The sequence below is a fragment of the Micrococcus sp. LASM2_SD2 genome (assembly GCF_057364565.1).
This window is the reverse complement of record NZ_JBNFOB010000043.1, coordinates 1-12,412: the sequence shown is the minus strand read 5'-3', so window position 1 is coordinate 12,412 and position 12,412 is coordinate 1. Positions and strand designations below refer to the sequence as shown.

Annotated in this window: 11 protein-coding genes; 2 read left to right on the top strand and 9 right to left on the bottom strand. The window is 69.8% G+C overall.

Annotated features, from left to right (window positions below; translation table 11 throughout):
* The 8 genes from AC2W7A_RS04140 to AC2W7A_RS04105 form a co-directional block, all read right to left on the bottom strand.
* Positions 1 to 1,132, bottom strand: a 1,132-nt coding sequence (locus AC2W7A_RS04140; protein ID WP_485990252.1) for a thymidine phosphorylase, incomplete at its 3' end; no start/stop codon positions are given.
* A 171-nt stretch (positions 1,133 to 1,303) separates the two neighbouring features.
* A complete protein-coding gene (locus AC2W7A_RS04135) occupies positions 1,304 to 1,711 on the bottom strand; it encodes a cytidine deaminase (RefSeq protein WP_485990251.1) in 408 nt (135 codons plus the stop codon).
* A gap of 2 nt (positions 1,712 to 1,713) precedes the next feature.
* On the bottom strand, positions 1,714 to 3,030 hold the full coding sequence (locus tag AC2W7A_RS04130) for an ABC transporter permease (RefSeq protein WP_485990250.1): 1,317 nt from the start codon (positions 3,028 to 3,030) through the stop codon (positions 1,714 to 1,716).
* Complete coding sequence (locus tag AC2W7A_RS04125) at positions 3,027 to 4,490, bottom strand: ABC transporter permease (RefSeq protein WP_485990249.1); 1,464 nt, start codon at positions 4,488 to 4,490, stop codon at positions 3,027 to 3,029. Before AC2W7A_RS04125 ends, AC2W7A_RS04130 begins: the two co-directional genes overlap by 4 nt.
* Positions 4,487 to 6,037, bottom strand: a complete 1,551-nt coding sequence (locus AC2W7A_RS04120; protein ID WP_485990248.1) for an ABC transporter ATP-binding protein — start codon at positions 6,035 to 6,037, stop codon at positions 4,487 to 4,489. The genes AC2W7A_RS04125 and AC2W7A_RS04120 overlap by 4 nt, the downstream gene beginning before the upstream one ends.
* Before the next feature lie 115 nt (positions 6,038 to 6,152).
* A complete protein-coding gene (locus AC2W7A_RS04115) occupies positions 6,153 to 7,289 on the bottom strand; it encodes a BMP family lipoprotein (RefSeq protein WP_485990247.1) in 1,137 nt (378 codons plus the stop codon).
* A gap of 232 nt (positions 7,290 to 7,521) precedes the next feature.
* Positions 7,522 to 8,787 carry an amidohydrolase gene (locus AC2W7A_RS04110; protein ID WP_485990246.1) on the bottom strand — a complete coding sequence of 422 codons (1,266 nt, stop codon included), beginning with the start codon at positions 8,785 to 8,787 and terminating at the stop codon, positions 7,522 to 7,524.
* Between the two features lie 86 nt (positions 8,788 to 8,873).
* Entirely contained in the window at positions 8,874 to 10,025 is a 1,152-nt protein-coding gene (locus AC2W7A_RS04105) for a mannose-1-phosphate guanylyltransferase (protein ID WP_485990245.1), read from the bottom strand.
* Positions 10,026 to 10,192: 167 nt separating this feature from the next.
* Here AC2W7A_RS04105 and AC2W7A_RS04100 point away from each other — a divergent pair, with 167 nt between their 5' ends.
* Positions 10,193 to 11,035 (top strand): hypothetical protein, encoded by an 843-nt coding sequence (locus tag AC2W7A_RS04100; protein WP_485990244.1) that lies wholly within the window; start codon positions 10,193 to 10,195, stop codon positions 11,033 to 11,035.
* A 110-nt stretch (positions 11,036 to 11,145) separates the two neighbouring features.
* Positions 11,146 to 11,772 (top strand): hypothetical protein, encoded by a 627-nt coding sequence (locus AC2W7A_RS04095; RefSeq protein ID WP_485990243.1) that lies wholly within the window; start codon positions 11,146 to 11,148, stop codon positions 11,770 to 11,772.
* Positions 11,773 to 11,810: 38 nt separating this feature from the next.
* Here the strand turns inward: AC2W7A_RS04095 and AC2W7A_RS04090 are convergent, their stop codons facing one another.
* Positions 11,811 to 12,362 carry a hypothetical protein gene (locus AC2W7A_RS04090; protein WP_485990242.1) on the bottom strand — a complete coding sequence of 184 codons (552 nt, stop codon included), beginning with the start codon at positions 12,360 to 12,362 and terminating at the stop codon, positions 11,811 to 11,813.
* Between the last annotated feature and the right edge of the window lie 50 nt (positions 12,363 to 12,412).

Below are 12,412 nucleotides of genomic sequence, written 5' to 3'. Positions count from 1 at the left end.
CCTGCACGGGCTGGCCCTGGCGCTCGCGACCGGCACCGAGGCGCCAGGCGGCCAGCCCGACGGCCATCGCGTCCAGCTCGGTGAGGACGCCGTCGGCCTCCGCGGTGACGGTCTCGGTGTGCTTCGCCACCGGCAGCGCCGCCTTCGGGTCCCCGCCCTGGGCGGAGATCATGGCGTTCCACACGTCCATGGCCTTGCCGTTGGCGAGGTTCTCGGCCGGGTCCACCCCGGTCACCCCGGCACCGGCCAGCATGTGGCGGGCCAGCTCCACCGTCAGCTCCACCACGTCCGCCGGGCCGCCGCCGGCCAGCACCTCCACGGATTCGCGGACCTCCAGGGCGTTGCCGGCCGTCAGCCCCAGCGGCACGGACATGTCCGTCAGCAGGGCGGTGGTGTTCACCCCGGCGTCCCGGCCGAGGTCCACCATGGTGCGGGCCAGCTCGCGGGCGGTGGCCTCGTCCTTCATGAACGCGCCGGAGCCGCACTTGACGTCCAGCACGAGGGTGCCGGTGCCCTCCGCGATCTTCTTGGACATGATCGAGGAGGCGATCAGCGGGATGGCCTCCACCGTGCCGGTGACGTCGCGCAGCGCATAGAGGCGCTTGTCCGCCGGGGCCAGACCGGAGCCGGCGGCGCAGACGACCGCGCCGACCTCGGACAGCTGGCGCATCATCTCCTCGTTCGTCAGCTCGGCGCGCCAGCCGGGGATGGCCTCCATCTTGTCCAGGGTGCCGCCGGTGTGGCCGAGACCCCGGCCGGACAGCTGCGGGACCGCCACGCCGTAGGAGGCGACCAGCGGGGCCAGCGGCAGGGTGATCTTGTCCCCCACGCCACCGGTGGAGTGCTTGTCCGAGGTCCGCAGCGCACGCCCGTCCGGAGCGGTCAGCCCGGAGAAGTCCATGCGCTCGCCCGAGGCGATCATCGCGTCCGTCCACTCGGCGATCTCCCGGCGCTGCATGCCGTTGAGGAAGATCGCCATGGCCAGCGCGGACATCTGCTCGTCCGCGACCACGTCACGGGTGTAGGCGTCCACCACCCACTCGATCTGCTCGCGGGTCAGCTCGTGGCCGTCGCGCTTGGCGCGGATGACCTCGATGGCGTCGAACGGCTCGGCGGCGGGGGCGACGGTCATGGCGGGGCGGGATCCTTCCCTCGAGGGTGTTGCTTCCTGCACACCGTGCATGTGCGGTCTGCACAGACCTGCACCGCGTGGGTGTCCTGCCTACACAGACTAGACGGCCACCGCCCCCGGTGAGACGTCCCGGGAGGGCGGCGGCCGTCGTCGTGGTGCCGGGGAGGCGGCTCAGCGGGAGGCGTGCTCCAGGTCAGCCGGGCCGAAGGACTGCGGCAGGACCTCGTCCATGGTGAGCACGCCGGCCGGTGTCATCATCATCATGTCCGGGGCGCGGTGCTCGGAGAGCAGCTGGCGACAGCGGCCGCACGGCATGATCACCTCGCTCTCCCCGTTCACGCACACGAACGCGGAGAGCCGCCCGCCGCCGCCCATCATCAGGGCGGAGACCAGCGAGCACTCGGCGCACAGCGTGATGCCGTAGGAGGCGTTCTCGATGTTGCAACCGTTCACCGTCCGGCCGTCCTCCGTCAGGGCGGCCGCACCCACCGGGTAGCCCGAGTACGGCACGTAGGCGTGCCGCAGGGCGTCCACGGCGGCGGCGGTCAGCGCGTCCCAGTCGACGGCGTCGCGGTCCATGGTCACTCCTTCACGTACGGCGTGCCGCCCGCGGCCGGACCGCGGGAACGGCCCACCAGGCCAGCCACCGCGAACACGGTGACCACGTACGGGAGCATCGCCATGAACTGGCTCGGCACCGGGGTGCCGAGGATCGAGAACACGTACTGCATGTTCGTGGCGAAGCCGAACAGCAGCGCCGCGAAGAACGCGCCGATCGGGTTCCACCGGCCGAAGATCACCGCGGCGAGGGCGATGAAGCCCTGGCCCGCCGTCATCTCCTTGGAGAAGGAGGAGGCGGACACGAGGGTGAAGAACGCCCCGCCCATGCCGGCCACGGCACCGCCGAGCAGCACGTTGACGTAGCGGGTGCGGATCACGTCGATGCCCACGGTGTCCGCGGCCTTCGGGTGCTCGCCCACCGCGCGCACGCGCAGGCCCCAGCGGGTGCGGAACAGGCCGAACCACAGCAGGCCCATGATCAGGTACATGCCGTAGCCCAGGATCGACTGGTCGAACAGGATGCGGCCGATGATCGGGATCTCCGCCAGGAACGGGATGCGGATGCTCGGGAAGTGCGGCGGCGAGTTGAGCTCGGACGAGTTCGGCGCCAGGACCGTGGAGAACAGGAAGTTGGTCAGGCCGATCACGAGCACGTTCAGCACCACGCCCACGATCACCTGGTTCACCAGGTACTTGATCGAGAAAACGGCCAGCAGCCAGGACACCGCCACGCCCGCGAGGACCGCGGCGGCCAGGCCGATCCACGCCGAGCCGGTGGCGGACCCCACCATCGCGGCGGTGAACGCGCCGGCGAGCAGCTGCCCCTCGATCGCGATGTTGATGACGCCAGAGCGCTCGGACAGGATGCCGGCCATCGAGCCGAAGATCAGCGGCACGGCCAGGGCGAACGAGCCGGCGATCAGGCCGGTGAGGTACACCGAATTGTTGTCCGCGGAGCCGACCACCCAGATGAGGAAGGCGGCCACGAAGGCGAGCACGTACAGGCCGTTGAGCCACACCGGGTTCCTGCGGCCCGCGGCCGCACGGACCCAGGCGAGGGCGGCGATGCCGAGCATCACCAGGGACAGCACCCACAGGGCCGGTGCGGCCGGCACGGACACAGCGGCCAGCTCGATGAGGTCACCCGGGGTGGCGATGCGGAACTCCGCGTCATGGGCCGGGGCGTTGACGGCGAACAGGCCCAGGGAGAACAGGGCGAAGACGGTCAGCAGGACCGGGGTGGTCCAGCTGCGCACGAGCGGCTTGCCGTCCCGACCCCGGCGCTCGGGCCTCGAGGTCTCGGCCACGGTCTTCTGGTCAGCGGCGGTGGCGCTCATCGGGTCTCCCCCTTCTCGGAGGTGCGGGTGTCTGTGTCGGCGGGTGCCGGGGAGTCGGCGGCGGCTGACGGGGTGGATCCCTCCACACCGTCCGCGGAGGACTCTGCGGCCACGGCGGCCTCCTGGGTCTCGGCGGACGGGACCGCGGGCTGGCCTGCGGCGCCGGACACGGCGGCACCGGCCACGGCCGGCTGGGTCACCGGGTCCGCGGAGCGGCGGGCCCTGGCCGCGCCCGGGGCGGGCAGGCGGAAGATCGTGCGCACCAGCGGCGGGGCCGCGATGAACAGCACGATGAAGGACTGGACCACCAGGACGATGTCGATCGGCACACCGGTCTGGGTCTGCATGGTCACGCCGCCGGCGCGCAGGGCGCCGAACAGCAGGCCGGCGAAGAGCACGCCCAGCGGATTGGAGCGGCCCAGCAGCGCCACGGTGATGGCGTCGAAGCCGAAGGACCCGGCCACCGAGGTGTTCAGGGAGCCCTCGGTGCCGGACACGTGGGCCATGCCGGCCAGGCCGGCCAGACCGCCGGAGACCGCCATGGCCGTGATGTACGCGGCCTTCACGGAGATGCCGGCGGTGCGGGCGGCTGCCGGGTTCGCGCCGACCGCGCGCAGCCGGAAGCCCACGGCCGAGCGCTGGAGCAGCCACCAGGAGAACGCGGTTGCGGCCAGTGCGAGGACGAACCCCCAGTGCAGGCGGAAGCCCTCGCCGAACATCAGCGGGAAGCGGGCGGACTCCGGAAGGAAGTCCGAGACCGGGTTGGTGGTGCCCTCGCGGCGGAGCACCGGGGTGTTCAGCAGGTACGCCAGCAGGTTCAGCGCGACATAGTTCAGCATGATCGTGAGGATGACCTCGTGGGCGCCGGTGTAGGCCTTGAGGAGGCCGACCACGGAGCCCCAGAGCACGCCGCCGAGCGTGCCCATGACGAGCACGACCAGCAGGTGCAGGCCGAACGGGAGGTCCATGGAGACGCCGAACCAGGTGGCGAACATGGCGCCGAAGATGAACTGGCCCTGGCCACCGATGTTGAACAGGCCCGCCCGGAACGCGATCGCGATGCCGAGGGAGACGATGATCAGCGGCGTCGCCACCGTCAGGGTCTCGGTCAGCGGCTTGATCATGCCGGCGAAGCTGGCGGCCTCGTAGTTGAGGATCGCGCCGCGGAACAGCGCCAGGAACGCTCCGGAGAACGCGGACCAGGCCGCGGCCAGCATGTCCGTCGGTCGGCCGAAGAAGTAGCCGGCGGTCTCCTGGACGTCCTCGTCCGTGGCGACGATCAGCAGGCCGGAGATCAGCAGGGACAGGAGGATGGCGAGCACGGTGACCGTGCCGTTGCCGGAGAGGATCTGGCGCAGCACGGACGGCTGCGCCGGGGCCGGACGGCCGGTGCGGGGCTGCGTGCCGGCTGCCGTGTCCGGCGCCTCGGACGCCGTGGGCTGCGGTGCGGCGGTGCTCATGCGCGCGCTCCTTCCTGGGTCGGGGTGGAGCCGTCCGCGAGGACGACGTCGTCGGGGAGCTGGCCGGCCATCATGAGGCCGAGGTGGTCGCGCGAGGTGTTCCCCGGGACGATGCCCACGATGCGGCCGTGGTACATCACGGCGATGCGGTCGGCGAGCTCGAGGACCTCGTCCAGTTCGGTCGAGACGATCAGGACCGGCGTGCCGGAGTCGCGCTCGGCGATGATCCGGGAGTGCAGGAACTCGATCGAGCCCACGTCCACGCCGCGCGTCGGCTGGGACGCGATGAACAGGGACAGGTCGTCCACCAGCTCGCGGGCCATGACGACCTTCTGCTGGTTGCCGCCGGAGAGCGTGCCGACCGGGATGTCCACGCCCTGGGTGCGGACGTCGAACTCCTGGACCCTGCGCTCGGCGAGGCGGCGGATCGCCTTCGGGTTCAGCTGCATCGAGGAGCCGGCCGGGGCGGTGTCATAGCGGTTGAGCACCATGTTCTCCGCCACGGTGAAGGTGCCCACGAGGCCGTCGGTGGAGCGGTCCTCCGGGACGAAGCCCACGCCGGCACGGATGATCTGCCGGGTGGAGCGGCCCACGAGCTCGCGGCCGTCCAGGCGGATGGAGCCGGTGGCCTTCTGCAGGCCCATGATGGCCTCCGTGAGCTCGGTCTGGCCGTTGCCCTGGACGCCGGCCACGGCGAGGACCTCGCCCTGGCGGATGCCGAAGGAGACGTCGTCCACCAGCACCTGCCCGGTAGGCGAGACCACGGTGAGGTCCTCCACGCGGAAGGTCTCCTCGCCGAGCCTCGGCTCGGTCTTCGTGCGGTTGAGGACCACGTCGCGGCCCACCATGAGGGCGGCCAGCTCCGAGGCATCGGCGGACGGGTCCGCGGTGCCGACCACACGGCCTCGGCGCAGGACGGTGATCCTGTCCGAGATCGCCTTGACCTCGCGGAGCTTGTGGGAGATGAAGACGATCGCGGTGCCGTCCGCGCGCAGCTGCCGGATGATGTTCAGCAGCTCGTCGGTCTCCTGCGGGGTGAGCACGGCGGTGGGCTCGTCCAGGATGAGGATGCGGGCGTCGCGCACGAGGGCCTTGATGATCTCCACGCGCTGCTGCACGCCGACCGGCAGGTCCTCGACGATCGCGTCCGGGTCCACCTGGAAGCCGTACTGGTCCGAGATCTGACGGATCCTGCGGCGGGTGGCCTCGAGGTCCAGGATGCCGGCGGCCTTCGTGTGCTCGTCGCCCAGGGCGACGTTCTCCGCCACCGTGAACACGGGCACGAGCATGAAGTGCTGGTGCACCATGCCGATGCCGGCCCGCATGGCCTCGCCGGGTCCGGCGAACGCGACCGGCTCGTCGTCCAGCAGGATCTCGCCCTCGGTGGGGTTGTACAGGCCGAAGAGCACGTTCATCAGGGTGGACTTGCCGGCGCCGTTCTCGCCGAGCAGGGTGTGCACCTGCCCGGACTCGACCACCAGGTCCACGTCCTCGTTCGCGGCGAACGTGCCGAACCGCTTCGTGATGCCGCGCAGCTCGAGCTTCATGGGGATCTTCCGTCTCCTCCGTCGGTCACGCGGCCGGGCCCGACGCGCGGTGTGCGCGCCGCGGGGCCGGACCCTGCGTGTGCCGGGTCCGGCCCCGTGGCGTGCGGGTGGCCGATCAGCCCTCGGCGATCGAGGACTCGACCTCCACGTCACCGTCGATGATCTGCTGCTTCAGGTCCTCGAGCTCCTTCTTGAGCTCGTCGGAGACCTCGCCGTCGAAGTCGTGGAACGGGGCCAGGCCCACGCCCTCGTTCTCCAAGGTGCCGAGGTACGGCTCGGAGGAGAACTCGCCCTTGAGGTCCTGTGCGATGACGTCGGTGACCGACTGGCCCATGTTCTTCATGACGGAGGTCAGGATGAACTGTCCCTTGTCCGTGGACTCGTAGCCGTCCGAGTCCACCCAGACGACCTTGACGCCCTTGTCCTCGCCGGCCTCCTCAACCGCGTCGAGGGTGCCCAGGCCCACCGGACCGGCGACCGGCATGATGACGTCCGCACCCTCGTTGATGAAGTTCGCGGTGTTGGTCTTGCCGGCGGCCTGGTTGGAGAAGTCGCCGATGAACGAGCCGGTCTTGGCGTCGTTGTCCCAGCCGAGGACCTTCACGTCCGCGTCCTTCTGCTCGTTGTAGTACTCGACGCCCTCGGCGAAGCCCTCCATGAAGATGGTCACGGTGGGGATCTCCATGCCGCCGTAGGTGGCGACGGTGCCGGACTCGGACATGCCGGCGGCCAGGTACCCGGCCAGGAAGGCGGCCTGGGCGGTGTCGTAGGTCAGGTTCTGGACGTTGTCCGAGAAGCCCGTGTCCGTCACGTCCACGCCGAAGAAGTGGGTGTCCGACTCCTTCTTCGCGATCGGCTTGATGGTGTCGCCGAGCATGTAGCCCACGCCGAAGATCGCGTTGCAGCCCGCGTCCACCATGGAGTTCACGTTCGGCGTGAACTCGCCCGGCTCCTGGGACTCGGCCTCGCGGATCTCGACGCCGTACTCCTCCTCGGCGGCCTTCAGGCCCTCGTAGGAGGACTGGTTGAAGGAGCGGTCGTCGAAGCCGCCCTCGTCCGAGACGATGCAGGCCAGGTAGTCCGAGTTGTCGCCGCCCACGTCCGGGTCGGTCGAGACCTTGGACTCGCCGCCGGCGTTGGACTCGCCCTCCTCCGGCGGGGCGCCGCAGCCGGTGAGCAGCAGGCCCGAGACAGACAGGACGGCGGCAGGGAGGAGAAGGCGACGGGTCTTCTCGGTGGACAGGATGCCCATGGGAGTTCCTCACTTCACGTGGTGCGATGACGGTGCCCGACGGCGACCGCGCGGGCCGGCGCGCCGGGTTCGAGCGTGTCGCGCGCACGCGCCGGGGAACACGCTCGTTACCCGAGAGTTTACCCCCTGTGCACAGTCGCGGCACGGGAGGACGGAAGTCTCGGAGGGGGAGGTCGCAGGTCCCGGAGGCGGGTGCCGTCGTCGTGCCCCGCCCCGAACCGGAGGCGACGGCTCAGGCGCGGGGTGCGCGGAGCATCTCGCCGAGGGCCGCGGAGGCGAACACGCGCATGCCGACGCCGAGGGCCCGCTCGTCCGGGGCGTAGTCGCCGCGGTGCAGGTCGTACTCGATGCCGCCCGGGGTCCGGGTGCCCAGGCGCAGCATGGAGCCGGGGACCTGTTGGGTCATCCATGCGAAGTCCTCGGCGCCCATGGACTGGGGGGTGAGCTGGATGGCCGCGGAGCCGAGCTCACGCCGGGCCGCGGACTCGATCAGGGCGGTCTCCGCCTCCGCGTTGTCCACCGGCGGCACGCCGCGGATGTGCTCGAGCTCGACCTCCACGCCGTACGGGGCGGCGACCTGGGTGACGACCTCGTCCAGCAGCTCGCCGGCCTCCTGCCACACCGCGGCGTCGAGGCAGCGCATGGTGCCGGAGAGGCGGCCGGTGGAGTCGATGGCGTTCGGGGCCGAGCCGGCCGAGATCTGCCCCCACACCACGGAGACGGCGGACCGGACGTCGATGCGCCGCGAGAGCACGGCGGGGACATTGACCGCGATCTGGGACAGGGCGAACACCATGTCCTCGGTCAGGTGCGGACGGGAGGTGTGGCCGCCGCGGCCGGTCAGCGTGATGCGGATAGTGTCCGCCGCAGAGGTGATGGCACCGATGCGGGTGCCGATCGTACCGACGTCGAAGCGCGGTTCGCAGTGCGCGGCGAGGATGCGGGGCAGCCCCTCGAGGACGCCCTGTTCGATCACGTGCTGGGCCCCACCCGGATGCTGCTCCTCCGCCGGCTGGAAGATCACCCGGACCCGGCCGTGGGCCCGCCGGCCCGCGGCGGCGAGCTCCTCGTCCTCCACCTGGCCGGAGAGGATGCGGTGCAGCGCCACGGCGGCGCCGGCCATGACCGAGGTGTGCATGTCATGGCCACAGGCATGCGCCAGCCCGTGCCGGGTCGAGGCGTAGGGGAGCCCCGTGAGCTCCTCGATGGGCAGCGCGTCGATGTCCGCGCGCAGGCCGAGCACCAGCGGTCCCTCGCCGACCTCCACGTAGCAGCCCGTCTCGGACAGCCGGACCGGCTCCAGCCCCCCGGCGGCCAGGAACTCCATGACCTTGCGGGTGGTCTCGTGCTCCTCGAAGCCGAGCTCGGGCTCCTGGTGGATGCTGCGGCGCAGCTCGCGGGCGAGCGGCTCCACCGCCTCGACCGCCCGGGTGACGCCGGGGACGTCCGGGGCGGTGTGCCGGTAGGGGAAGGCGGAGCTCTCGATGGTGCCGGTCATGTCTGTGGAGGGTAGCGCAGAGGCCCCCGCCCTGTTCACGTCGCGTTCACATCGCGGGGGCCTCGCGTCACATGGGACGCACCGGCTCAGAGGACGTCGTCGGCGCCCTCGGCCTTGAGGGACTCCACGGCCTTCTTCACGTCCTGGGCGTGGGCCGTGGTGGTGACCAGCAGCGCGTCGCCGGTGTCCACCACCACCACGTCCTCGATGCCGATCAGCGCGATCACACGGGCCGAGTCCGTGACCACCACGCCGGAGGCGTCGGAGGAGTACACGCGCGGGGTGTCTCCGATCACGGTGATGCCCGAGCCGTCCTTGACCGGGTTCAGGCGGGCGATCGCGGCGAAGTCGCCCACGTCGTCCCACGTGAAGTCGCCCGGGACCACGGCCACGTCGCCGGCGGCGGCGGCCGGCTCGGCCACGGCGTAGTCGATGGCCGTCTTCTTCAGCGTCGGCCAGACCCGCTCGACGACCTCGGCACGGCGGTCCGTGTCCCAGGCCTCCGCGATGGTCGTCAGCCCGGCGTGCAGCTCGGGCTCGTGCTCCTCGAGGTGCCGGAGCATCAGGGACACCGGGGCCACGAACATGCCGGCGTTCCACAGGTACTTGCCGGAGCGGAAGTACTGGGCGGCGACCTTGGCGTCCGGCTTCTCCACGAACGCGGCCACATCGAAGGCGTGGGGCGCGTCCTCCAGGCGCAGGGAGCGCCCGCGGCGGATGTACCCGAAGCCGGTGGCCGGGTGCGTGGGCTTGATGCCGATGGTGACGATCTTGCCGGTCGCGGCCGTGGCGACCGCCTCGGTCACCACGGACTGGAACTCCTCGACCGGGGAGATCACCTGGTCCGCGGCGAAGGAGCCCATGATCGCCTCCGGGTCGCGCCGGGCCAGGATCGCGGCAGCCAGGCCGATGGCCGCGGCGGAGTCCTTCGGCTCGGGCTCCAGGACGAGGTCGCCCTCCTTCAGCTCGGGGAGCTGGCCGGCGACGGCGTCCCGGTGGACCTGGCCGGTCACGACCATCATCCCCGCGCCGGCGAGCGGCTCGAGACGGTCCCAGGTGGCGCGGATCAGGGTCTGCCCCGACCCGGTGAGGTCGTGCAGGAACTTCGGCGCTGCGGCGCGGGACAGCGGCCACAGGCGGGTTCCCACGCCACCGGCCGGGATCACGGCGTGGAAGCGGGACAGGGCCTCGGCGGCGGCGCCGGACTGCGGCGCGGGTGCGTTGCTCTCGTTCTTCACGCCGTCCACTCTACGGAACACCTCGCCCCCGGCGGCGAAGGTGTCGAGATGCAGCGAAGACTGCACACGACACGCGGGGAAGCCTGCACAAACGCCGCCCTCCAGGACCGTGTGTGCAGAGTCTGCCACGCAGCCCTTCACCGAGATAGAGCAGCCATGATGGGTTCGTGACTACTCCGTCAGGCGCACCAGACGTCTCCGCCGACCCCGAGGTCCGGCTCCTCACCGCCCGCCTCAACCGCGCACGAACCCACTATCTGGACTTTGCAGAGCTGTGGGCGGCATACCTGGAGGGGCGCCCACACTCCATCGCCCGGGAGATCATGGCCGACGGAACCGTGACCATTCGCCTCGACCGAGTGGCTCCCATCCCCGCAGAGCTGTCCATCCTTCTCGGAGAGTTCCTCTACGAGATGCGTGCAGCGCTGGACAACTGCCTCTACGCAGCAGCCGTCATCGCATCCGGGCAGAACCCGCCTCCAGGGGCCGAACGACTCGAATGGCCCATCCGCACCGACCAAACTCAGTGGAAGCGTCAGGCCAACCGCTACAGGCATCTGCCAGCCGAACTGAATGAAGCTCTCGAGGCCATCCAGCCCTACAACGCTGAACTCCCTACCTGGAACTGCCTGGCGATCCTCCATGAGCTGGCACGGTTCGACCGGCACCGCAGCCCACGTCCCCTGGCTCTCTTCCTTGTCAAGATACAAACGCAGGTCCAGCCTGGCGTCGTTGAGCCACTCGACGTCGCCTGCAACCGAGTGATCCACCCAGGCGAGACACTCGCTACGTTTCGCCTATCCCCCGGACACGTGCTCTCGCCTACGAACTTTGACTTCCACGTCGAGTTCGATGTCGACCTCGCTGACATCGAACCTTCCGAAGGTCCCGAGGGTCTGTATGTCCGGCCCTGGGGGTCCCTCGCTCACCGCCTGCAGAGCGTCCACCGCGCAGTGACGGAGTACTGCGACGACCTGCTCCTTCTGGCGGCCTCCTGCGGAAAGCAGTGACGAGTCGACCCGCTCAAGGACAGCCGGGCTCACGCATGGAGGCTGCCCGTGAGTACGAGTTCGCCGCCGGCGACACGGCAGGGGCGCGGGATATCTGAGATGATGTCTTCATGTCAGACCTGTCGTGGGTGGCCCTTGGAGTAGCAGCAGTGTCGGCCGCGTTTGCCGGGCTGTCGGCATGGGGCACCGCCCGCCAGGCCAAGTTCGTGCGTGACCAAAGTCAGATCCAGCGTGAGCAGGTTGAGACAGCACGCCGGCAGATCGAGCTGCAGCGCGAGCAGACAGAAGCGGCCGCCCAGCCCTACGTGTGGGCCGACATCCAGCCGGACCCTCAAGTGGGCCACATGCTTCAACTGGTCGTGAGCAATGCAGGCCCGACTGTGGCCACGAACGTGCGTGTCACAAGCACACCCCCGCTGCCGTCGGCGCCTCCATACACGGAGCGGATAGACAGCCTCGAGCTAGTGCTGAAGAGGGGGATCAGTTCTCTTGCACCTCATCGTTCACTGCGGTGGGTCCTCGGAGTGAGCGGTGATCTCTTCACGCCGAGAGCTCCTGAGCCGATCACGCTCCGAGTGGAAGCTGAGGGGCCCCACGGCCCGCTGGCTCCTGTGGAGATCCGCGTGGACTTCAGCGATTGGGCTCATGCCCGAGATGCACCCGAGGGGTCACTTCATCAGGTACGTCGCGCCATCCAGGAGCTGACCAAGAGCGTGACGAAGGCCCAGGGCTGCTAGACAATCCCAGTTCTAGACCGCTAGGACTGTTGCCCCCGTCATGGCACCCGCAGGCTCAGATGGCTGAGCTCCTTCACCGACATCATCGGCACTCCGTTCTTCGCGACCCTGAGATGGCCGAAGACCATGAACTGGGCGTCGACGGCGTCGAAGAGGTTCTTCCACCTCACTCCGCGCAGGTGGTTCACCGCTTCTAAGACGGATTTCGCAGTGGCTGCCGACATGTGGAAGGCAAACAACCGGTCCGCGCCTGGACGAACGTTCAAGAACCAGTGGGGCGGGTCTGCACTGGTGTGGTTGACGGTCGTGACTTCACCCCAGACGAAGCAGTGGGTTCCCAACGCTGCCTGTGGAAGGGCAGTCGCATGGTGGATGGCGTCCCGCATGCGCGCCTCGCCCCGCTCGGGGACGTTGATCGGACGGTCCGCGCGCGCATACGACGGGTCCTTCAGAACATTTCCGTGTAGTGCACGCAACCCCACTGACCTGTTGCCACCGCCGTCGCTCGGTTCCGTGATGGGGACTGCCGCATGGATAGGTGACATCTGATCTGGCTTGCCCGCAGGGCGGCCTGGAAGGATGTGCACCATGCCCGCTCCCTACCCCCAGGAGTTCCGCGAAGACGTCGTGCGCGTGGCCC

Coding starts and splice junctions, on each gene's coding strand:
- AC2W7A_RS04110 (WP_485990246.1), bottom strand. CDS start 8,787: ATGACCGGCACCATCGAGAGCTCCGCCTTCCCCTACCGGCACACCGCC.
- AC2W7A_RS04130 (WP_485990250.1), bottom strand. CDS start 3,030: ATGAGCGCCACCGCCGCTGACCAGAAGACCGTGGCCGAGACCTCGAGG.
- AC2W7A_RS04095 (WP_485990243.1), top strand. CDS start 11,146: ATGTCAGACCTGTCGTGGGTGGCCCTTGGAGTAGCAGCAGTGTCGGCC.
- AC2W7A_RS04090 (WP_485990242.1), bottom strand. CDS start 12,362: ATGGTGCACATCCTTCCAGGCCGCCCTGCGGGCAAGCCAGATCAGATG.
- AC2W7A_RS04135 (WP_485990251.1), bottom strand. CDS start 1,711: ATGGACCGCGACGCCGTCGACTGGGACGCGCTGACCGCCGCCGCCGTG.
- AC2W7A_RS04125 (WP_485990249.1), bottom strand. CDS start 4,490: ATGAGCACCGCCGCACCGCAGCCCACGGCGTCCGAGGCGCCGGACACG.
- AC2W7A_RS04120 (WP_485990248.1), bottom strand. CDS start 6,037: ATGAAGCTCGAGCTGCGCGGCATCACGAAGCGGTTCGGCACGTTCGCC.
- AC2W7A_RS04115 (WP_485990247.1), bottom strand. CDS start 7,289: ATGGGCATCCTGTCCACCGAGAAGACCCGTCGCCTTCTCCTCCCTGCC.